This window comes from Paenibacillus sp. J14 (assembly GCF_000518465.1).
Taxonomy (GTDB): Bacteria; Bacillota; Bacilli; order Paenibacillales; family Paenibacillaceae; genus Fontibacillus; species Fontibacillus barengoltzii.
Genome location: NZ_JADQ01000032.1, coordinates 1 through 20,458, shown reverse-complemented (window position 1 = coordinate 20,458; position 20,458 = coordinate 1). Strand labels below are relative to the sequence as shown.

The 20,458-nt window shown below is 53.3% G+C and carries 20 protein-coding genes; 5 read left to right on the top strand and 15 right to left on the bottom strand.

Annotated features, from left to right (window positions below; genetic code table 11):
* Window positions 1-165 precede the first annotated feature (165 nt).
* Together M891_RS0113340 and gdhA are read left to right on the top strand one after the other, a co-directional pair.
* The gene (locus tag M891_RS0113340) at window positions 166-816 is read left to right on the top strand and encodes a nitroreductase family protein (RefSeq protein ID WP_028539195.1); all 651 of its coding nucleotides are present in this window, start codon (window positions 166-168) and stop codon (window positions 814-816) included.
* A 272-nt stretch (window positions 817-1,088) separates the two neighbouring features.
* On the top strand, window positions 1,089-2,465 hold the full coding sequence (gene gdhA, locus M891_RS0113335) for an NADP-specific glutamate dehydrogenase (protein ID WP_028539194.1): 1,377 nt from the start codon (window positions 1,089-1,091) through the stop codon (window positions 2,463-2,465).
* Between the two features lie 80 nt (window positions 2,466-2,545).
* Here the strand turns inward: gdhA and M891_RS0113330 are convergent, their stop codons facing one another.
* The 11 genes from M891_RS0113330 to M891_RS0113280 form a co-directional block, all read right to left on the bottom strand.
* Entirely contained in the window at window positions 2,546-3,724 is a 1,179-nt protein-coding gene (locus tag M891_RS0113330) for an NAD(P)/FAD-dependent oxidoreductase (protein ID WP_028539193.1), read from the bottom strand.
* Window positions 3,725-3,739: 15 nt separating this feature from the next.
* On the bottom strand, window positions 3,740-4,180 hold the full coding sequence (locus M891_RS0113325; RefSeq protein WP_016314257.1) for a DUF1641 domain-containing protein: 441 nt from the start codon (window positions 4,178-4,180) through the stop codon (window positions 3,740-3,742).
* Window positions 4,181-4,399: 219 nt separating this feature from the next.
* Window positions 4,400-5,299 carry a LysR family transcriptional regulator gene (locus M891_RS0113320; protein WP_028539192.1) on the bottom strand — a complete coding sequence of 300 codons (900 nt, stop codon included), beginning with the start codon at window positions 5,297-5,299 and terminating at the stop codon, window positions 4,400-4,402.
* A gap of 455 nt (window positions 5,300-5,754) precedes the next feature.
* The gene (gene cydC / locus M891_RS0113315; RefSeq protein ID WP_028539191.1) at window positions 5,755-7,506 is read right to left on the bottom strand and encodes a thiol reductant ABC exporter subunit CydC; all 1,752 of its coding nucleotides are present in this window, start codon (window positions 7,504-7,506) and stop codon (window positions 5,755-5,757) included.
* Complete coding sequence (gene cydD / locus M891_RS0113310; protein ID WP_028539190.1) at window positions 7,503-9,239, bottom strand: thiol reductant ABC exporter subunit CydD; 1,737 nt, start codon at window positions 9,237-9,239, stop codon at window positions 7,503-7,505. Before cydD ends, cydC begins: the two co-directional genes overlap by 4 nt.
* On the bottom strand, window positions 9,239-10,255 hold the full coding sequence (cydB, locus tag M891_RS0113305) for a cytochrome d ubiquinol oxidase subunit II (protein ID WP_028539189.1): 1,017 nt from the start codon (window positions 10,253-10,255) through the stop codon (window positions 9,239-9,241). The genes cydD and cydB overlap by 1 nt, the downstream gene beginning before the upstream one ends.
* On the bottom strand, window positions 10,242-11,651 hold the full coding sequence (locus tag M891_RS0113300) for a cytochrome ubiquinol oxidase subunit I (RefSeq protein ID WP_009223648.1): 1,410 nt from the start codon (window positions 11,649-11,651) through the stop codon (window positions 10,242-10,244). Before M891_RS0113300 ends, cydB begins: the two co-directional genes overlap by 14 nt.
* Window positions 11,652-11,834: 183 nt before the next feature.
* Window positions 11,835-12,215, bottom strand: a complete 381-nt coding sequence (locus tag M891_RS0113295) for a nitrous oxide-stimulated promoter family protein (RefSeq protein ID WP_411835282.1) — start codon at window positions 12,213-12,215, stop codon at window positions 11,835-11,837.
* A 1-nt stretch (window position 12,216) separates the two neighbouring features.
* Window positions 12,217-13,872, bottom strand: coding sequence for a hypothetical protein (locus M891_RS0113290; RefSeq protein ID WP_028539186.1), 1,656 nt, complete (start codon window positions 13,870-13,872; stop codon window positions 12,217-12,219).
* A 2-nt stretch (window positions 13,873-13,874) separates the two neighbouring features.
* Entirely contained in the window at window positions 13,875-14,663 is a 789-nt protein-coding gene (locus M891_RS0113285) for an ABC transporter ATP-binding protein (RefSeq protein ID WP_028539185.1), read from the bottom strand.
* A gap of 134 nt (window positions 14,664-14,797) precedes the next feature.
* The gene (locus M891_RS0113280; RefSeq protein WP_028539184.1) at window positions 14,798-16,261 is read right to left on the bottom strand and encodes a catalase; all 1,464 of its coding nucleotides are present in this window, start codon (window positions 16,259-16,261) and stop codon (window positions 14,798-14,800) included.
* Between the two features lie 284 nt (window positions 16,262-16,545).
* On the opposite strand from M891_RS0113280, the gene M891_RS0113275 reads away from it, so the two are divergent.
* On the top strand, window positions 16,546-17,379 hold the full coding sequence (locus tag M891_RS0113275; RefSeq protein WP_028539183.1) for an aldo/keto reductase: 834 nt from the start codon (window positions 16,546-16,548) through the stop codon (window positions 17,377-17,379).
* A gap of 78 nt (window positions 17,380-17,457) precedes the next feature.
* Here M891_RS0113275 and M891_RS0113270 read toward each other — a convergent pair whose 3' ends face one another.
* Complete coding sequence (locus tag M891_RS0113270; RefSeq protein WP_028539182.1) at window positions 17,458-18,471, bottom strand: Gfo/Idh/MocA family protein; 1,014 nt, start codon at window positions 18,469-18,471, stop codon at window positions 17,458-17,460.
* Between the two features lie 173 nt (window positions 18,472-18,644).
* Here M891_RS0113270 and M891_RS24975 point away from each other — a divergent pair, with 173 nt between their 5' ends.
* Window positions 18,645-18,773, top strand: a complete 129-nt coding sequence (locus M891_RS24975; RefSeq protein ID WP_016314269.1) for a DUF4023 family protein — start codon at window positions 18,645-18,647, stop codon at window positions 18,771-18,773.
* 83 nt (window positions 18,774-18,856) lie between these two features.
* On the opposite strand, the gene M891_RS0113260 is transcribed toward M891_RS24975, so the two are convergent.
* Window positions 18,857-19,042, bottom strand: coding sequence for a hypothetical protein (locus tag M891_RS0113260; protein ID WP_009223642.1), 186 nt, complete (start codon window positions 19,040-19,042; stop codon window positions 18,857-18,859).
* Between the two features lie 209 nt (window positions 19,043-19,251).
* Here M891_RS0113260 and M891_RS0113255 point away from each other — a divergent pair, with 209 nt between their 5' ends.
* Entirely contained in the window at window positions 19,252-19,761 is a 510-nt protein-coding gene (locus tag M891_RS0113255; RefSeq protein WP_009223641.1) for a hypothetical protein, read from the top strand.
* A gap of 35 nt (window positions 19,762-19,796) precedes the next feature.
* On the opposite strand, the gene M891_RS26165 is transcribed toward M891_RS0113255, so the two are convergent.
* A complete protein-coding gene (locus M891_RS26165; protein ID WP_083791409.1) occupies window positions 19,797-19,979 on the bottom strand; it encodes an IS3 family transposase in 183 nt (60 codons plus the stop codon).
* A 148-nt stretch (window positions 19,980-20,127) separates the two neighbouring features.
* Window positions 20,128-20,458, bottom strand: a 331-nt coding sequence (locus M891_RS0113250; protein ID WP_157268806.1) for a helix-turn-helix domain-containing protein, incomplete at its 5' end; no start/stop codon positions are given.

Here is a 20,458-nt window from a genome sequence, read left to right as displayed (position 1 = left end):
CTGTATGATCAAACTGTAATCGACCAACTACCTCTTTAAGATACTGTTTATCCTTAAGAACCACAAGTTTTGGTGCTCTGCCACCTTTCTCATTAACTGTACTTGAAATTATTACAGTTACATTTTATACTAGTCACAGGAAAAAAATGAAAGGGTGGAGAGAACATGAGCACGTTAAATCAAGTGGACGTCAAAGATTTTTATACCGTACTTAAAGAGAGACATTCTGTTCGAGCCTATGACCCGTCTGTGAAAATTCCCCGCGAGGAATTGAAAGAGATCATCGAGCTTTCATTGTCCGCTCCGTCCTCATCTAATCTGCAACCGTGGCGTTTCCTGGTCATCGACGAGCCTGAGCTGAAGCAGAAGCTGCTCCCGATCGCCAACAATCAGCAGCAGGTTGTGGATTCGTCCGCTGTGATTGCAGTACTGGGAGACCTTCGTTCGTATGAACGGGCCGAAGAGATCTACTCCGAGTCGGTGCGTCTTGGGACAATGACGGAAGAGGTCAAAAATAATTTTGTCGAGCGTCTGCATAAAGGCTATGGCGGCATGGGACCGGAACGTTTGCATCAAGTCAACCTGTTCGACGCTGGATTGGTATCGATGCAACTGATGCTGATCGCCAAAGCCAAAGGCTACGACACCGTACCGATGGCCGGATACAATGCCGAGCAATTTGCCGAAGCATTTGAAGTGCCTGAAACGCTGAAACCAATCCTGCTGATCGCAATCGGGAAAGCTGCAAAACCAGCCCACGCAACGGCGCGCCTGTCGGTAGATCAAGTCACTTCCTGGAACGCTTTCCAGAAATAATTTTCTTTAAATTTTGAGAGACCGGAACCGCACGGAAGGAACCTGTGGAGCCGGTCTTTTTGTGTCTGAAACCGCGGCTTCCGGACATAATACTCCTATTCCGCCTTGCCACAAAGCCGTTCTTCCGCTCCAGTTCATCTCATTCGATCATCAAGTTGATCTCAAATTAGCTTTGTTCATAGCTGACATCAATATTACAATAGAGGTCATAATTATCGTGAAATGGTGAACGTACTCATCCGATTACGCACATCAGAAAGGTGGAGTGGATCATGGCTTTAACACAGCAACGCGAAGCAGGCCTGGAGGCAGCTCGCAAATATGTAGATCAGGTATATGAGACCGTACAACAACGGAATCCGGGGGAATCGGAATTCCATCAAGCCGTCAAGGAAATCCTTGACTCGCTGGTTCCTGTCTTCGCCAAACATTCAAAATATCAAGAGCATGGGATTCTTGAACGCATCGTCGAGCCGGAACGAATGATCACCTTCCGCGTTCCTTGGGTCGATGACCAAGGCAAAGTCCAAGTGAACCGAGGCTTCCGGGTTCAATTCAACAGCGCGATTGGTCCTTATAAAGGCGGACTTCGTTTTCATCCATCTGTAAATGCCAGCATCATCAAATTTCTAGGGTTTGAACAAATTTTCAAGAACTCATTGACCGGTCAACCGATCGGCGGCGGCAAAGGCGGATCGGACTTCGACCCGAAAGGCAAATCCGATCTTGAAGTGATGCGCTTTACGCAAAGCTTCATGACCGAGTTGTCCAAATACATCGGTCCAGATACCGACGTGCCTGCAGGCGATATCGGCGTAGGTGCTCGCGAGATCGGCTACATGTTCGGCCAATACAAACGGCTGTATGGCAATGAAACCGGCGTTCTGACCGGGAAGGGCCTGAACTATGGCGGCAGCTTGACGCGGACCGAAGCTACCGGCTACGGGCTGGTTTACTTCACCAACGAAATGCTGGCAAGCCGGGGCGACAGCTTCGTCGGAAAAACCGTTGTTGTCTCCGGTTCCGGGAACGTATCGATCTACGCGATTGAGAAAGCGCAGCAGCTTGGCGCGAAAGTTGTAGCTTGCAGTGATTCGAACGGATATGTGTACGACAAGAACGGCATTAATCTGGCAACCGTGAAGCGTTTGAAAGAAGTCGAGCGCAAACGGATCAAGGAATATGTGAACGAGCATCCAACTGCGGAATATGTAGAAGGTTGCCAAAATATCTGGAGCATCCCTTGCGACATCGCTTTGCCTTGTGCAACACAGAACGAAATCAATGAAGCCTCCGCGAAACTATTGGTGGCCAACGGCGTCAAATATGTCGCTGAAGGGGCCAACATGCCGTCTACGCTGGAAGCCATCGAAGTTTATTTGAACAATGGCGTATACTTCGGACCAGCGAAAGCTGCCAATGCCGGCGGGGTTGCTGTTTCCGCTCTGGAAATGGCGCAAAACAGCGCAAGACTCGCCTGGTCGTTTGAGGAAGTGGATGCTAAGCTGAAGGACATTATGCGCAACATCTATCGCAGCAGCGTAAACGCAGCTAGAGAATACGGGTATGACGACAACCTAGTTGTCGGCTCCAACATTGCCGGCTTCCTGAAGGTTGCTGACGCCATGATCGCTCACGGAGTAGTATAAACCAAGCAGTGTGGAATAACGAAAAAAAAGAGTCGCCCCGAGGATATAACCTCCTGGGCGACTCTTTATATTTAAGGCGTTTAGTAAGCTAAAGCATCCAGCGCTTTGATGTGGGACAAATACCGGATGTTACTTGCTTCCTTCATCAACGTAGCTGGCAAGCCGCGCAACTGGGTATTGCTTGCCCCGATTGTCGCTACAGCGTCTTTGCGGCCAAGCGAGGCCAGCGTACCGGAGTTAATCGGGCTGAATGCGTTCATCGTCTTGCCGTTAAGGTAAGCGAACAGGTTGTAACCGATCAGCTCACCCATTTGCCAAGCGATTTGCGCCGTTGGCGGATAAGGACGACCGTCCGGGCCCATAAATACGGCACTGTCACCTGCAACGAATACGTCTGGATGAGAGACGGACTGCAAGAATTCATTCACCGAAGCACGGCCGCGGTTGACTTCCAGTCCCGATTCGCCAACCAGCGGATTGCCTTGCACGCCGCCGGTCCAAACAAAGGTGTTGGCGACGATCTTTTGACCATCCTTGAGATCGATGGTGTTGCCCTCCACATTGGTTACCGGCAAGCCAGTTAGGAACTTCACGCCGCGTTTCTCAAGGCTGGCAGTCGCGCGTTCGATCAGCGCATCCGGCAACACTGGCAAGATCTTTGGTCCAGCTTCTACGAGCAGGAGCTTGATGTCGCTTTGCGGTACGCCGTATTTCTTCGTCAACTCTGGCAGCTTATCGGCGATTTCCCCAACCAGCTCGACGCCGGTCAATCCGCCGCCGCCGATCACGATCGTAGCATCGGCTTCGTTGCCGCTTGCCGCATATTCGCGAATCCGCGATTCGATATGCGCATAGATCCGTTTGGCATCGTCCGCCGATTTCAGCACCATGCTGTGCTTCTCCAAGCCTGGGATGCCAAAGTACGCCGTAATGCTGCCCAGACCAACAACCAGTGCGTCATAGGACAACACGGTGCCGTCGGAGAGCTTCACTTCTTTTTTATCCACCGAAAAACTCTCTACTTTCGCGATCCGCAAATCGATATCTTTGCCTTTAAACAGCTTATTAAGCGGCAAGGAAACCGCGCGTTCGGAAATGCTGCCCGCAGCAAGGCGATGCAGCTCTGTAATGATTTGATGCGTCGGATATTGGTTAACCACCGTGATCCGCGCCTGCGATTTATCCATAAACTTACGGGCCGACAATGCGCTGAGTACGCCGCCATAGCCGGCGCCCAAAATTAAAATATGTTTTGACATAATCGTATTCCTCCGTTAGTTTTGTTGGCGGTCCCGTTCACCGGACACTTGAAGGTAGGCGTTAACGAATCGGAGCAGCTTTTGCGTTTGCGGGTCCTTCAACATCTTCATCAACCCAAACACGCCAATCACTTCTTGGCTTTCCTCTGCGCGATCCTTCGCTTCGATCACGTTAGCAGCCAAATGCTTCACCTTGCCTACCACTGGGCCGGCAATTTCCGAAATGGCGCCAACCGTATCATTCTTCAGGATTTCATCCGTTGCCACCGCTTTGGCAAAATCATACGTTTTCGTCAAAACCCCAACGAGCTCATTTAATTTTGGAAGCTGCTCTACCAGAGCGGTCAGCGATTGCTGCACCTCCGGCTTTAAGAGCTGCTCCAGGAGCTCCTGCTGCCCACTTGCGGTACCAGCTACGGATTGCTCCGTTTTTGTTTCAGTAACTGTCTCTGACATATTCGATTCTCCTTTGCGATAATCTGAGGATTCGCTTGCCGAACTGCTGTTCAAGCATAGTGTTCCTCCTTTGGATGCCTCTAACCCATTTTGAGTTAGTGAAAATTTGCACATCTTAAACCTGAACAATCCGAGTAAATTGTAACACATTTTCAAGAAAAAAGGACCGTGCAAGTGACAAAATTCACGGCCCTTATCGATATCATTTTTCGATGAATCCTAAATTCCGCATGACGACGGCAAATTTTCCTTCAAAAAATCATAAAACAGTTTTTCCGTTGGCGCGAGTTCGCGATTCGCTGGAATGATCACCCCAACGTCCCGAGTGACCTGCGGCTCGCTCATTGGCAGCGATACGATTGTGGAAGGAATATGCTCACCAAGCGCAATCTCGGGAAGCAGCGTCAGCCCCAATCCGGCGGACACCAACCCCTTGATCGCATCCAGATCATCTCCTTCAAATGATACCTTCGGCTGGAATCCAATTTGATCGCAGGCGTCAACCACGATTTCCCGCAGGACAAAGCCTTTTGGGAATAATACGAACACATCCTCCCGCAGTTCGTCCAGCCCGACGGATTCGCGGTCAGCCAAACGATGTCCGGCAGGCAACAGCACCTTGAACCTTTCGCGGAACAACACCTCGCCGGTGACTTGCGGTTCCCCTTGGGGCACCGGACCAATCATGGCCAGATTCATCACGCCGCCGCCGACCCAGTCCAGCAACTCCCGGTAGGATCCATGCTGCAGTTGAAAATGCACCTCCGGATACCGGCGCCGAAACGCCGAGACCACCGTGGGCACCAGGTTGGCCGCCAGACTGCTCGGGAACCCGATGCGGACGGTCCCGCGCTCCGGATCCAGATACTCGTTGATTTCCTGGCGCGCCTGCTCAAGAACCTTCATCATTTGCTCCATATGCTGCAGGAACTGCCGACCGATCGGCGTCAGCTTCACCTTCCGGCCTTCATGGACAAACAGATCGACGCCCAGCTCCGCCTCCAGCTTAAAGATTTGCCGACTGACCGCCGACTGCGACACATGCAGCGCATACGACGCTTCCGTCACATGCTCGAGCTTAGCCGCCTCAATAAAGTATTGGATTTGTCTGAGCTCCATCCCCTCACCCCGTTCGCTGCATTTTTCACGCTATATCCGATTGGGATTGACCAAACCCAAACCCTTATAGCTTACACCTCATGTAAATATATTAAGAACCATTATATCGGCTCCTATATGAAAACGGAAGCAGAAAAGGCGATTTAATAAATCATAAGTCGCCCTAAGCGCCACCAACGCTCTGCCAAGTGTAAAAATGCAGTTCATCCCACCCGTTTTGCGCCGAAAAAGGGCAACGGAATGTAAAAGTGCCATTCAGTTCAGCAAAATCGTGATTCCAAGGCGAATTTGGGCGAAATCAACTGCACTTTTGCAGTTAAGAGGCATATTAGGCGTATGTTTCCCGAACTCAACTGTACTTTTGCAGTTCGCCTGCCTTACTGTACCTTTCTTCCGCCTATAAAAAACGGCGATGCCGGTTCCCCATGCATCGCCGCCTTATTCTAGTATGCGTCTTACTCCTCCGGACAATCCAGCCGGTATAAATTGCGGTACCGCGGTTCGCGGGCCAGCAGCTCCGCGTGGGTGCCGCGCATCACGATCCGTCCGTGCTCCATGAACACGATCTCATCCATCTTCTCGGCACCCACGAGGTGGTGCGTCACCCAGATGAGCGACTTGCCCTGCGTCGTGCGGAAGATCGTCGCCAGCAGCTCGCGTTCCGTGCGCGGATCGAGGCCGACGGTTGGCTCATCGAGGATGAGCACCGGCGTGTCCTGCAGGAGGATCCGCGCCAGAGCGACGCGCTGCCGTTCGCCGCCGGAGAACCGCTGGCCGGTCTCCCGCATCGGCGTGTTCAGTCCCTGTGGCAGCGCCGCGATCAACGAGCCGAGCTGCGCCGCCTGCGCGGCCCGCGCAATCTCCTCGTCCGTAGCCGAAGGCCGGCCGAGCCGGATGTTGTTCGCCACCGTGGTGTCGAACAGGTGGGGGCTTTGATTCAGCACGGAGATGACTTCCGGCATCCGCTCGCCGTAGGCGGCGGCAGGGATGCCGTTAATTTCAACCGTGCCTGCGCTTGGGGCAAGCGCCCCCTGGATCAGCTTCAGCAGCGTCGACTTGCCGGCGCCGCTGCGGCCGATCACCATCACCCGCTTGCCCTGCGGGATGTCCAGCGAGACGCCGTCCACGGAGTCGGCGTCCTCCGCGGCGTAGGCGAAGCGCACGCCGCGCAGCCGCACCTCGGCGGGGCGGATCGGCTCGCCCGCTGCGCCCGGCTGCGAGCCGCCTGCCGCCGCTCGGCTGGCACTAGCGCTGTCGCCGCCCGAGATCCGCGCAAGCCGGTCCAGGGACACGCGGTATTGCGGCGTGCGCTCCACTGCTTCGGACACCGGCAGGAACGCGTCCGACAGCGGGAACACGATCAGCACAAACGCCGCAATCAGCGTAGCGTCGATCCGGCCAGCCGCAGCTTCGCCGCCGGCCCAATACACCATCGATACGACGACGAGGCCTACAACCAAGTGACCGATAAAGCTGCGCCAGCGTGCCCAAGCCCGCAGCTTGCGGTCCTTCCGCGCAACGGCAGCCTCGTCTTGCTCATACGATTGAAGGAACTCCGCCGAACGGCCGCTGATCACCCAATCGCCGATCCCCATGACGGCATCGGTCAGCTTCTGGTACAGCCCGTTCCGTTCTTGCTTGACCTCCTCGTTCGTCCGCTTCGTCAACCGCAGCGAAATGTACGGAAGCACGACGACGAGCACAAGGATATACGCAGCTAACAGCAGTGAAAACGTCACGTCGAACACGCCCATGGCCACGATCACGGCCGCATAGAGGATCAACGCCACTACGCTCGGAAAGACGGTGCGGATATACACGTTCTGCAGCTGCTCAATATCATCGGCAAGGGCGCCAAGAATATCGCCCGTCCGGAATCGGGAGCGGATGAACAAAGCCTGCGGTTCCAGCACGCGATAGAGCCGCACGCGCATTTTCGCCAAAATCCGCAGCACTGTGTCATGTCCAACCAACCGTTCGACATAATGAATCACCGCCCGCCCGATCCCAAACGTGCGAACGCCAACGATCGGTACATACACAAGCAAGATATTATAGGGCTGCAACGCCGATTTCGAGATCAAGAACCCGGAAGTGAACATCAACATCCCGGCGGAAACCAGCGTTAACACGCCCAGAATCAGATATAACGCAAACCGGCCGCTATATAACCGAAAATAAGGCCAAACCCAGGACTCCTGCTTCATTTGATCTCCTCCCGCTGCGCCGCCGCCAACCGATAATATGCTCCGCGCTTGGCCATCAGCTCGGCATGCGTCCCTGCCTCGACGACGCGGCCTTGCTCCATAACCATGATCCGATCCATTTCGCGCATCCAATGCATTCGATGGGTCGCCAAAATTACCAGCTTCCCTTCAAACAGAGGCAGCATCGTGTGCTTCAGCTCATATTCCGTCTCGATGTCCAAATGCGCCGTAGGTTCATCAAGCAAAATGACTGGCCGCTTGCTAAGCAAAGCCCGGGCTAACGCCACACGTTGCTCCTGACCGCCGCTCAGAGGCCGGCCGCCGCCGCCAATCTGCTCGTTCAATCCGCCCGGCAAGCTGAGCACGAGCCCATCCAGACCAGCAGCTGCCGCCGCGCGTTCCACCTCTTCTCGCGTCGCTTCCGGCGCATTAAAGCGGATATTCTCTTCCAACGTCCCACTGAAAATATACGGCTTCTGCGGGATATAGGTGATTTGCTCCCGCCAGCCCTGCGCACTCAAATCCCCCAGTTCGGTGCCGTTCAGCACCAACCGGCCCGAAGTTGGCCGCAGAAAACCGCCAAGCACATCGATCAATGTCGATTTGCCGGCCCCGCTTTCGCCGATGATGCCGATTTTGCCCATGCCGCCCAACGTCAGGTTCACCTCGGCTAAGGAAGGCTTCGCTTCCTCCTCGTGAACGACTCCAATCCCGCGCAGGCTCAGCGTGCTTTCCGGCCCCCACGTCCAGTTCATTCCTGCAGGAACCGGTGCCGCCTTCGCTGCCTCCTCATCCGCGGCAGCAATGATCTCGTTCATGGCTTCGCCTGCGGCCTTCCCGTCTTGGGTAGCATGGAAGTCTGCACCTACCATCCGAACGGGCAGGAAATACTCCGGCGCCAGAATTAGTACGGTTAAGGCCGGCAGCAATACCATCTCCCCATTCACCAATCGAAGGCCCAGGCTGACCGCCACCGAAGCGACGGATAACATCGTAAAGAAGTCCAAGGCAAACGAAGACAGAAAGGCAACCCGCAACGTCTTCATCGTCGCCGACCGGTACGCATCGCTAACCCGGTCGATGGATGTGATGTGCGATTTGCTGCGCCCCAAGAACTTCAGCGTCTCCAGCCCGCGCAGCGAATCCACGAAATGGTTCGACAACGTCCGGTACGATTTCAACTGCCGCTCAGTCTGCTTGCGCGCCGCCAGCCCGATCAGGATCATAAAGGCGATCAGAATCGGCATCGTAATCGTCAGGATGATCCCGGAAGCCAGATCGAGCTTATACACATAAGCCAAAATCAAGATCGGGGTGATTCCCGTGGCCAGCATGCGCGGCAGGAACAATTCCAGGTAATTGCGATACTTGGTCACCCCTTCAAGCACCAACGTCACCAAATTCCCGGTTCCCGCGGTCCCGGCAAAACGCGGCCCCAGCTGAAACAACTTCTCCAGCACCCGCTCCCGCAAGCTTCGTCCCGTCTCTTCGGCAAAAGCATACGCTATTTTCTGCTGCATCATGCCGCAGCCCTGACGGACGATAAAAGCAAGCAGGAACAAGCCGGCCCCGCCGGCTTGTTCCTGCAGCTTGGCCCCGGCAAACAGGGCGGAGATCACCTCCGCCAACCATTTGGCCTGCCAGATGATTGCAAAGCTCTGAACGAGGGTCAGCAAGGCCATGATCATCATGACCTGCTTGATCCCCGCGATTTTCATTAATCCGCGTCCCATTAATATTCTAAATGCTCCTTCTCGTGTACGCGTTTATGGAATACGAAATAGCTCCATATTTGATAGCCTAACACGAATGGCAATAAGCTGCATGCGACGATCGTCATGACTTTCAGCGAGTAGTGGCCGGAAGAAGCGGTATCGATCGTTAAGGAGAACGCATCGCTAATCGAGCTGACCATCACCCGTGGGAATAGCCCCACAAATACCGCAGCAATCGACAAAGCGATCATCGCACCGGTCATGCCAAACGCCCAGCCGTCTTTTTGCTTACGAATAAACCAGCCTGCCAGGACAAAAGCAACGACGCCCAGTACAGCCACCAGGCTGATCAGCAAGCCGCGCACTTCAAATACGTCGGTTTCGAAGTACGTCAGCACGCCAAAGATCACGAACAGGGCGGCCAGCGGAATAAGCAGCTTGTGAGCCAGCTTACGGGCACGTTCTTGCAAGCTGCCGGTCGTCCGCAAGGAGGCAAACAGCAGCCCGTGAACGAGGCACAGCATCACAACCGTGATCCCGCCGATCAACGTGTACAGGTTCACCATATCAAACAGTCCGGCCTTCATTTCCATGTCTTCGCCAATCGGCAAGCCCTTCAGCAGGCCGGAGAACACAACGCCCAGCAGGAACGGAGGCAACAGGCTGCCGAGGAAGATCGCCCAGTCCCAGGTGCCTTTCCATTTGCCGCTGTCCACCTTGCCGCGAAACTCAAAGGCAACGCCCCGCGCAATCAAGGCGAGAAGCAAAACGACAAGCGGTGTATAGTAGCCGCTGAACAACGTGGCGTACCAGTTCGGAAAAGCGGCGAACATCGCGCCCCCGGCGGTCAGCAGCCAAACTTCGTTCGCATCCCAGAACGGGCCAATCGAGTTGATCAGAACCCGGCGTTCCATATCATTCTTGGCCAAAAACTTGGTGCTCATTCCCACCCCGAAGTCGAAGCCTTCCAAGAAGAAGAACCCCACAAACAACACCGCGACAAGGACAAACCAAAGCTCATTAAGAGACATGATATCCCTCCTTACCAAATGGATCCCCGACCTGATCACGGCTGGTGATGGCGATCTCATTGGGTCCTTTCTTGATCACTTTCACGAACAAGTAAGCCATCACCGCGCCAAGCGCCCCATAAATGAGCGTGAAGGCAATCAGGGAGAACAGAATTTGTCCGCCGGTGACGCTTGGCGATACGCTATCCGCGGTCTGCATCAAGCCAAATACCGTCCATGGCTGACGCCCGATCTCCGTCATAATCCAGCCGGAGGTGTTCGCAATAAACGGCAGCGAAATCGACCACAACATGACACGGTAGAACCAGTTGTTTTTGGGGTTCTCAAGCTTTTTGCGCCATGCCAAATACGTTCCGTACATCCCAAGCACGATCATCAAACAGCCGGCGAGAATCATGATCCGGAAGCTCCAGAAGGTCGTCCGTACCGGAGGAATGTAGTCGCCAGGACCATAAGTTTGTTCATATTCGGCCTGCAGCTCGTGCATGCCTTTAACCTCACCGGAGAACTTACTGTAAGACAGGAAGCTCAGCAGGTAAGGAATTTTAATCTCAAAATTGTTCTTCTGATCATTTGAATCAATATGAGCATACAGCGTCCAAGGAGCAGGGTCGCCCGACTTGCCCCATAGCCCTTCGGAAGCCGCCATTTTCATCGGCTGCGTCTTCACCAGGTACTGCGCTTGTTGGTGACCAAACATCGCCGTAGCGAACGAAGCGATCAAGGCTACGATAATGCCGATCGTGAACGATTTTTTGAAGAACGCCACATCTTGACGTTTCATCAGCTTATATGCGCTGACCCCAGCGATCAAGAAAGCGCCTGTGGCAAAAGCACCCAACACCGTGTGCGGGAATTCCACCCACAGCTGCCCGTTGCCGATCAGAGCGAAGAAGTCGTTCATCTCCGCGCGGCCGTTGTTGATCTCGAAACCAACTGGACGTTGCATAAACGAGTTTGCGGCCAGAATCCAGAACGCCGAGACGGTCGTCCCTAAAGCAACCAGCCAAATGCACAACAGGTGCACTTTCTTGGACAGACGATCCCATCCGAAAATCCACAATCCGATAAACGTCGATTCCATAAAGAAAGCAAACAACGCTTCTACCGCCAGCGGTGCCCCGAAGACGTCACCCACAAAGCGTGAATAATCCGACCAGTTCATCCCAAATTGGAATTCTTGAAGAATCCCCGTCACGACCCCTACCGCAAAGTTGATAAGGAACAGTTTTCCCCAAAACTTGGCCATCCGTTTGTATTCTTCTTTGCCCTTCACAACGTACATCGTCTCCATGATGGCAATCAGCAGCACAAGGCCGATGGACAAAGGTACGAAGAAGAAATGGAAAATCGTTGTCACCGCAAACTGCAGGCGAGCAAGCACAATCGGATCCAGCATTTCTTTTCCCCTACTTTCAAATAATTATTATCTAATGTGAATTCTATCACTGATCCATGAAAACGAACGGGGAAAAAGTAATAATTTTGTGACAGAAATCACATGAGATATGTCACAATTCCGAATATTGACCTGAAACCCGCATCAGATCAACATTTTTTGAGGGTCGTCCAATTTATGAAATTACTGTGAATGGCCTTTCTTCACGCCATCAAGGAGGTGCCTCAGCGTTAACACTGGGTGCCGCCAAAGCATCCGCGGACCGGCAAAAGCCATCACCCGGCGAATCCGCTCCCGCTGGATCGGCGCATAACAATGCACCGGGCACGTCAGGCATGTGGTCTTCCCTTCACCGAACCGGCAGCGGTCCAGCCGCTGCTCGGCATAGTGGTGAAGTTCAGCGCACTCGTCGCATAACCACACGGACGCGGGATGATGAACCGCAGCACGCTTAGGAGTTCGTTCCCTGTCCCCATGTTCCTTACGGCAATATAGCGCGATCATCCGAGTCACGGTGATCTTTTCCCGGCGAATTCGCGGCCCGTCGTTCTTAAGCATCGCCATCTTATCTCGTCACCTTCTGCGTTCCCCGCGTCTGGAAGGCCAGTCTCCATCCCAGCCACGTTACCGCGATCATGAGCAGTCCGTAAGCCACAACCCCAAACGGAAGCGTCGTTGCCAGCCAATGCAGCACGCCAAATGCGCCGAGCAGCAGCATCAATCCCATGACAACAAAGCTTTGGTTCTGCTGCCCCGCCGCTTCGAAGGGTTCGGAGAAGGGCAGTCCCTTGCGAATGAATAGGAAACAAAGAATCGCGAAAGCAAACATTGCCAATCCCACCACGATCAAGTCCGGAATAATGGACGCTCCGAACAGCACGGCAAATATCACCGCCTCAATCACATATAACGGCAACATGAGCCGAACCAAGCTCGCCAGCAAAGCTCCTTTGTAAATGGACGCTTCGCCGGAGATCGGAGCAGTCCGGTAGATCCAGGCCGCTTTATATCGGCTGGAGTAACGCAGCATCATGATGAGTGATGGTAGCATAATCCCGCTAAAGTAAATAAACAAATACGACCGAGAACCGGAGATCCCCTCCAAGCCCTGATCAAGTCCATTCGAGAATAGGAAGATGAAAGGAAACACGATCGAGAAGCCCAAAGAAGGGTACACCTTCAGCTTAAACTCGCGCTCCGTTCCCAACATTGACCAGGTGAAGCGAAAGAAAGCGCTCTCCTGCGGCGAGGAGCAAAGCCAATCGGAGATTCGGCGCAGCATCTTCCCCGACTGCTGCCCGCTCTTCGCGCTGGGTTCCGCCAGCTTCTGCAGGTTCCGTTCCAAAGCCGGCATTAGCTTCAGATACAGCAGGAAGGCGGCCAGCGGAACAACTACGGACAGAGCTGCCAGCCCGGCATACGTCATCCCTTCGCCCGGATGAAGCAGCGATTGAAATGCAGCGCCAACCCATACCGGCGGCACCAAGTACTGCCACCACGCCGGCTTGAAGACGATGTCCATCTCCGTGAAGTCGAACAGCCGGACCAACACCTGATAACCTACCGCAATTGTGATCGTCATCCCGATTTGCACGTAATTGATCATATCCTTCAGCTTCTCACCATCAAAAAACCGCAACACGACCAAATACAACAGCGCGGTCAGCACCACGATCAACAAGTCCATCAGGATGAGCTGCAGCAGCATCAGGGCAAAGAACCCGATCCCCTGCCGAATTAATCCAACCGCCAGCGGAATCACCGCGATGGCTCCGGTCAAAAAGAACAGGTAAATAAAGATATGCACCGTCTTCGCCATCGTGAGCGTACGGCGGTTAATCGGCTTCGTCGCCAAAATGCTTCGATCCCGAATATCTAGCAGCACCGAGGAGAAATCGGAGATCATCGAGGTCATCACCATAAACATCATAATGCCAAACAAGATGCTCATCTGAAACAGCAGATTATCCCCCATCAGCACGAACATCGAGCTCAGTCCGCCAAACAGGACATACATCCACAGAGAGCGGAGAAACTGGTTGCTGTCCTCTGGTTCCTGCTTTCGCCTCTTATTTGAGTTTTTGGCCAGCGTAGGCATCCTTCTCGCATCCATCGCCAGCTTCACCTGAACGATTCGGCGCATCACCGGATATTCCACGCCTATCTTCTCGAATAATCCGCGAAACCGGTCCAACACCTGCAAACTCTTCATCTCTTTCATCGCTACACCCCTTGCACGATCGAGACAAGCCGGCTGGCAATATCCTGATGCTCGTTAAACCCGGTCAGCTGGTTGAAGATCTGTTCCAGCGATCCTTCATGGTTCTGAGCCTTTAGCTCGTCAAAGCTGCCGTCGGCCACAATGCGGCCGCCGTCCAACAGAACGATTCGGCTGCTGATCTTCTCAACCACGTCCATAATATGAGAAGAGTAAAAAATCGCCTTGCCTTGCGCCGCCAAGAGAGCAAGCATTTCTTTCACGACCATGACACTGTTGGCGTCCAGTCCGCTCAGCGGCTCGTCCAGGAACAGCACGTCCGGATTATGCAGCAGGCTGGAAACCAGCAGCACCTTCTGCTTCATGCCCTTCGAGAAAGTCGAAATTCGGGAGTTAAAGGCGTCCCCAAGACCAAATTCCGTCATCATTCGCCGAGCTTTCATCTCGGCGTCATCGGCGGATAAGCCGTACAGTTCACCAATGAAGGTCAAGTATTCAGAAGCGGTCAACGTATCGTACAGCTCGGCGATCTCCGGAACGTATCCGATTCTTTTCTTGTAGCTGACATCGCCGTCGCCGGGATTTTGCCCAAAGACCCGGACCTCACCTTGATACCCTTCAACCAGGCCTAGCATAATCTTGACGGTCGTGCTCTTCCCTGCCCCGTTGGGTCCGATGTAGCCGATAATCTGGCCCGGATACACCTCCAAATCCACCCCGTTCAGAACGTGATGTCCCCCATAGCTCATGCGTAAATCCGCCAGCTTAATCACAGGATTCATTGTCGTCCTCATCGATTCAGCCCCTTTCTACTGCCCTCAGTTTACCATACATCTCCTTACGCCCGGAGCTGAAATCTTCACACAAAAAGGCACCTCCCGATCCTAACGGTTCGGAAGATGCCTTCTTTATATAAAAGGGATATCGATTATCCCTGGACATTGGATGGAATAAAGCCGTTGATATCTACGCCAAGCCCTTGTGCCAGGCGCATACCGTATTCTTTGTCAGCGCGGAAGAAGTTGCACACCGCGCGCAGTTGAACTTGCTCCGGGGTCTGTTTCAAATCGTTCACCAGGTTAGAGATTAGATGATCTTTCTCCTCAGCCGTAAAGCTTCGATACAGCTCGCCCGCTTGGGTGAAATCGTCGGTTTTGGTGATTTTCTCCCGGCCGATGTGTCCGCTGACCGGCACTACACTGTCGCGGTAAGCCGGATCTTCCTTCGGAGTGGCGTCGAAGCTGTTCGGCTCATAATTGATTGGCGATGGATCCTGCTTCACGTTCATGAAGCCGTCCCGCTGATGGTTGCGGACCGGAGCATACGGGCAGTTCACCGGGATTTGTAAATAGTTCGCACCCAGCCGGTACCGTTGGGTATCCGGGTAAGAGAACAACCGGCCTTGCAGCAGCTTATCCTCTGAAGGTTCAATCCCAGGCACGAGCACGCTTGGCGAGAACGCTGACTGCTCGACTTCCGCGAAGAAGTTTTGCGGATTGCGGTTTAGCGTCATTGTGCCGATTTTGATCAAGGGATAACTGTCCTCCGGCCATACCTTCGTAGGATCCAGCGGGTCGAAGCTCCAACGATCCAGATCTTCCACTGGCATGAGCTGTACGTTCAACTCCCACTGCGGGAACTCGCCGCGAGCAATATGGTCATACAGGTCGCGGGTCGCATGGTTAAAATCTCGACCCTGCACTTCTTGAGCTTCTGCCGCCGAGAGGTTTTTTACCCCCTGCTTTGTTTTCCAGGTGTATTTGACGTATGTGGTCTTGCCCTCGGCATTAATCCACTTAAAGGCGTGGACGCTAAAACCGTCCATCTGGCGATAATTCGCCGGGGTCCCGAAGTCCGAGAACACCCAGGTCATCATATGCGTCGATTCGGTGGACAGGGTCATGAAATCCCAATACCGCGCCGGGTCTTGGATGTTCGTGTCCGGAGCCGGCTTCAGCGAGTGCACCATATCCGGAAATTTAATCGCGTCGCGGATAAAGAAGACCGGAAGATGGTTCCCGACCAAATCGTAGTTGCCTTCCTCCGTATAAAACTTCACCGCAAATCCCCGCGGGTCCCGCGCTGTTTCCGGAGAACCTTGCCCGTGAATCACCGTAGAGAAACGGACAAACACCGGAGTTTCCCGGCCTACCTCCTGCAGGAAATGGGCTTTTGTGAACTCCTTCATGCTGCGCTCAGTGACAAATACCCCATGGGCCCCTGCCCCACGAGCATGCACGACGCGTTCCGGAATCCGTTCGCGATCGAAATGGCCCAGCTTCTCCAGCAGATGGTAATCTTCCAGCAGTGTAGGGCCGCGCTGCCCTGCTGTTCTAGAATTTTGATTATCGCCTACCGGTGCTCCCGTATTTGTTGTCAGCCGGTTATCCATAATATCATTCCTTTCGATTTATTATTACACTAAGACTTATTCTAAAAACTATAATAAATAGTACCACTTCCCCCTCTAAAACGCATGAAGGTTCCATGAGGGGTTGATGAAGATTGTTCAGTTGCCTTCTGAAATACCTCCATTAATGAGAATATGGGAGAACCATCATGAGTATGTCAATTCTGTGACATTTGTCGTCTCAGGTAATTTGAAAAATGTACCAAAGGATGCTATACTCACCCTGAAAAATTAGGACCATTCACTATAAGAAGGAGCGACACGTCATGGAATTCGTCACTTTAAATAATGGGCTACAGATGCCAAAGCTAGGCTTCGGAGTTTGGCAGGTACCGGATGAGGGGGCTACGGCCGCAGTGGCTAAGGCGCTTGAGGTAGGTTATACCTCCATCGACACGGCGATGATCTACCGCAACGAAGTAGGGGTCGGCAAGGCAATCAAGCAATCTGGTATTCCCCGTGAGAAGCTGTTTATTACCACAAAAGTATGGAACAGCGACCAGGGTTACGACAGCACGCTGCGAGCCTATGACGAAAGCCTGGATAGACTTGGGCTCGATTATGTCGATTTGTACTTGATTCATTGGCCGATGCCGAAGGTCGATCGGTACGTGGAAACCTACAAGGCAATGGAGAAGCTGTACCGCGATGGCCGCGTAAAAGCGATTGGCGTGTGCAATTTCGAAATCGAACATTTGGAGCGTCTGCTAAATGAAACGGAGATTAAGCCGGTGTTGAACCAGGTGGAATGCCATCCGCACCTGACGCAGACCGAATTGAAGGCGTTCTGCGCCAAACATGATATTTACGTCGAAGCCTGGAGCCCGTTGGAGCAAGGCGGTGAAGTGCTGACCGATGCGGTGGTGAAATCGATTGCCGAAGCCCATGGCAAGACACCGGCCCAGGTCGTTCTCCGCTGGCATCTGCAGAACAACACGATTGCGATTCCGAAATCGGTGACTCCATCCCGGATTGAGGAGAACTTTAACGTGTTCGACTTCCAGCTGTCGGATGCTGAAATGGAGCAGATCAGCGGCCTGAATCTCAATCGCCGCAAAGGCTCTCATCCGAACGAGATGTACGTAGGTAAGCCGGAATAAAGGTTAACGTTAGAATAAAAAACGCGGGTTGCCTGAGCGCTCTACGGAGAACTCTGAAGCCAACCCGCGTTTAATTTTTCAAATCGATAACTCGACCCGCCGTCTCTCTCTTGCTGAAGTCAGGCATGCCTCCAGGACAGCCATGCCTTTGACCGCATCGGCAGGTGTAAAACGTAATGGACGTTCACCAAATGCAGCAGCGGCGAAATCGTCCAGCTCGGCCACATACGGGTTGGCCGATTCCGGTACCTCTGTACGTTTCTCTCCGCGAACGGTAACGATATACGCAGCGTCCTCCCCTCCGGCGGTATACGCCATCGGCACCTCAATCGTCCCTTCCGATCCGACAATTTCGAGCAACTGGCGATGTTCGGTCCACATCCCGCAGTCGAACGTCAGTCCGATGCCGCCAGGAAACTCGACAAGCCCGGAGGCCATCATATCGACGCCGCCATGACGGTCAGAGAACTGGGCTAATACCGTGACCGCCTCCGGCTCTTGGCCGAGCAGAAAGCGTGCTGCGCTGATCGGATAACAGCCCACATCGTACAACGAACCCCCGCCCCACTCCGGCTTCAACCGGATATTGGCCAAATCTTCCGCGTTGTTGAACGTAAACGCGCCTCGGATGCCGCGGAGCTCACCGATCTCACCATTATCCAAAATGTTGCGGATCCGAGTCCAGCGCGGATGATGGCGGTACATGAATGCTTCCGCCAGCAGGACGCCGGCTTTATCTGCGGCCGCTGCCATCTCCTCGGCCTCGGCGGCCGTCAACGCCAGCGGCTTCTCACATAGCACATGCTTACCTGCTTCAGCGGCACGAATCGCCCATTCCTTATGTAAGTGGTTCGGCAACGGAATATACACCGCATCCACCTCGTTATCCTCCAGCAGTTCTTCGTAGCTGCCATACGCTTTCGGAACGTTGAACCGGCTGGCGACCTCCCGGCTTTTCTCCAAATTGCGGCTGGCTACTGCGGCAAGGCTCCCCGTTGTGGACTGGCCAATGGCCGGCATAACCGCGTTGATCGCGATACCGGCGCAGCCGACGATCCCCCATCGCAAATGACGTTTGTTGTTTACTTCCATGGTCTACCCCCTCTTCCCGTGGTTGTCCCCTTCATTGTACATGTCCGAAGAAGGCAAGTATAGAGCATCCCGACCTGATGAAAAAGGCATGAACGGGGTATAGTAATCCAGAAGAGTCGGATCTATGTAGATCTGCAACCTACCCTATTTCAAGCAAGGAGACGATCAACCTCATGGAAAATCTGCACGAATTTGTCGAGAAGGTTCACGATCAACAGGAGAAGCAAGCCAAAAACAAAAAGCGCGGGCACGGCAACCCGGCCGGCCAGCTTCCAACCAAGCAGCACGGCACGCAAAAATAACATCAAAGTATCTTAGCTACTTCAAGATGGCATCGCCGAAAAAAGCCGCTCACAATCCTGTGCAGCGGCTTTCGGCTTTCGGCTTATCCCTCGTACTTATCATGGCCGGAAATGTATTCGTTCAGCGTCTCTCCGCCTTCAGTGCTATGGTTCTTGATCGTCGCCAAGCGTCCGTTCTGCGCTTCTCCGCCGTTACCGGTCGTTTGATTCTGCCCGTTGCTGCTGCCGTTTCCGGTGCCCGGCTTGCGATGCTGCTTGTTATTTCCCATGTTGTTCTAACCTCCTCAGTAGGATCTGATGGATGGAAAGGCCGCCCTGCCTGTTCCTTCGGTTAGCGTTTCTTCCCCGGGCTGTTTTTATTCCAAGGCAGGGGAACTGGACTAAAGTCCAGCTCTTGTCTCCCCCAGAGACTGAAGTCTTCTTTCGGCTTTTGTAGTATGCTGATCACAGATAAGTACATAAACAAAGGAGTTTGCGTATGAATTGGAATAAAAAATCATGGATTGGGCCCGTGCTCATCCTGCTAGGCCTCTATCTCTTCTTCTTCCGCAAGGAAGCGATCAGCGCGGGAACGCTGTTCGGCACCTTCTGGCCGACCTTATTTGTCCTTCCGCTCGGTCTGTTCTTCCACTGGTTGTATTTCTCGGTCGTTGGGCGCAAGGCAACCGGGCTGCTCATCCCCGGGGGAATTCTCTTCACCGTCGGGCTCGTCTGTCAACTTTCAACATTATTTGACAGCTGGCAGTACCTGTGGCCCGGCTTCATTCTGGCTCCGGCCGTGGGGTTGTTCGAGTTTTACTGGTTCGGGAACCGCAATAAATACCTGCTGATCCCGATCAACATTTTGACCGTGCTTTCGTTATTGTTCTTCGCCGTCTTCTCGCTGGGCGCGTTGTACAACCGCCTGATCTTCGGCCAACCGTTATTAGCGATTGCCTTGATCGCTATCGGTGCAGGGCTGATGATTGCGCCGAAGCGACGGTCTTAACGCCCCCCTTCATGCAAAAAAAGCAGAGTGAATCTTCAGGGACTGGGGACTATCCCCGTTTGTGAGACAGGGATCAAAGCACCTCTCAAGATTAAACAGCCAGTTGTCGGAAATGAATCGGTGACTGGTTGTTTCCGTACACATTTGTGGTTTACCGGACACTTCATCCGGAGCAAAGCAGCGATTTTTCGGTATCCATAGCGATATTTATGCCGGATTCAGAGTTCGCGAATTTTCACTACCATGTGGTTCTCGAGTTTATTTTCTCNCTTGCCTTCAAGCGATAGTAAGTGGCGCGAGGGATTCCGATCCAGGCGCAAGCTTGTTGCACACTCACTTCTCCTCGAATCGACTCAATCCACTCTATTACAATCTTTGACGATGCCCCCTCTCCATCTCGTTGTACTTTTTTAGCAGCTCTAGTTGTTGTTTCAAAAACCGGTTCTCCGCCTTAACCTTCCCTAATTCCGAGGTATGTTCGGGTCCTTTGCCATAGCTGTATTGTTTACCTACTGGCTGCTCTAAACGGTTCTGCTCGCCATTGCGATACCATCTCATCCAAGTTTCCGCTTGTGTCTTATTTCGGATATTTAATTGCTCCATAATTTCCTTCACCGGTGTACCAGACATTTTCATTTCAATTGCCTTCATTTTAACTTCTAGGGGGATAACTAACTCTTGTTCCCAATGAAAAAAA

What these genes read in the sequence shown, in the direction of transcription:
- gdhA (WP_028539194.1), top strand. Translation starts at nt 1,089, where the DNA reads ATGGCTTTAACACAGCAACGCGAAGCAGGCCTGGAGGCAGCTCGCAAA.
- cydC (WP_028539191.1), bottom strand. Translation starts at nt 7,506, where the DNA reads ATGAAGCAGGAGTCCTGGGTTTGGCCTTATTTTCGGTTATATAGCGGC.
- M891_RS0113255 (WP_009223641.1), top strand. Translation starts at nt 19,252, where the DNA reads ATGAATTGGAATAAAAAATCATGGATTGGGCCCGTGCTCATCCTGCTA.
- M891_RS0113300 (WP_009223648.1), bottom strand. Translation starts at nt 11,651, where the DNA reads ATGCTGGATCCGATTGTGCTTGCTCGCCTGCAGTTTGCGGTGACAACG.
- M891_RS0113330 (WP_028539193.1), bottom strand. Translation starts at nt 3,724, where the DNA reads ATGTCAAAACATATTTTAATTTTGGGCGCCGGCTATGGCGGCGTACTC.
- M891_RS0113290 (WP_028539186.1), bottom strand. Translation starts at nt 13,872, where the DNA reads ATGAAAGAGATGAAGAGTTTGCAGGTGTTGGACCGGTTTCGCGGATTA.
- M891_RS0113320 (WP_028539192.1), bottom strand. Translation starts at nt 5,299, where the DNA reads ATGGAGCTCAGACAAATCCAATACTTTATTGAGGCGGCTAAGCTCGAG.
- M891_RS0113260 (WP_009223642.1), bottom strand. Translation starts at nt 19,042, where the DNA reads ATGGGAAATAACAAGCAGCATCGCAAGCCGGGCACCGGAAACGGCAGC.
- M891_RS24975 (WP_016314269.1), top strand. Translation starts at nt 18,645, where the DNA reads ATGGAAAATCTGCACGAATTTGTCGAGAAGGTTCACGATCAACAGGAG.
- M891_RS0113295 (WP_411835282.1), bottom strand. Translation starts at nt 12,215, where the DNA reads ATGGCGATGCTTAAGAACGACGGGCCGCGAATTCGCCGGGAAAAGATC.
- M891_RS0113325 (WP_016314257.1), bottom strand. Translation starts at nt 4,180, where the DNA reads ATGTCAGAGACAGTTACTGAAACAAAAACGGAGCAATCCGTAGCTGGT.
- M891_RS0113275 (WP_028539183.1), top strand. Translation starts at nt 16,546, where the DNA reads ATGGAATTCGTCACTTTAAATAATGGGCTACAGATGCCAAAGCTAGGC.
- M891_RS0113340 (WP_028539195.1), top strand. Translation starts at nt 166, where the DNA reads ATGAGCACGTTAAATCAAGTGGACGTCAAAGATTTTTATACCGTACTT.
- M891_RS0113280 (WP_028539184.1), bottom strand. Translation starts at nt 16,261, where the DNA reads ATGGATAACCGGCTGACAACAAATACGGGAGCACCGGTAGGCGATAAT.
- M891_RS0113270 (WP_028539182.1), bottom strand. Translation starts at nt 18,471, where the DNA reads ATGGAAGTAAACAACAAACGTCATTTGCGATGGGGGATCGTCGGCTGC.
- M891_RS0113285 (WP_028539185.1), bottom strand. Translation starts at nt 14,663, where the DNA reads ATGAGGACGACAATGAATCCTGTGATTAAGCTGGCGGATTTACGCATG.
- cydD (WP_028539190.1), bottom strand. Translation starts at nt 9,239, where the DNA reads ATGGGACGCGGATTAATGAAAATCGCGGGGATCAAGCAGGTCATGATG.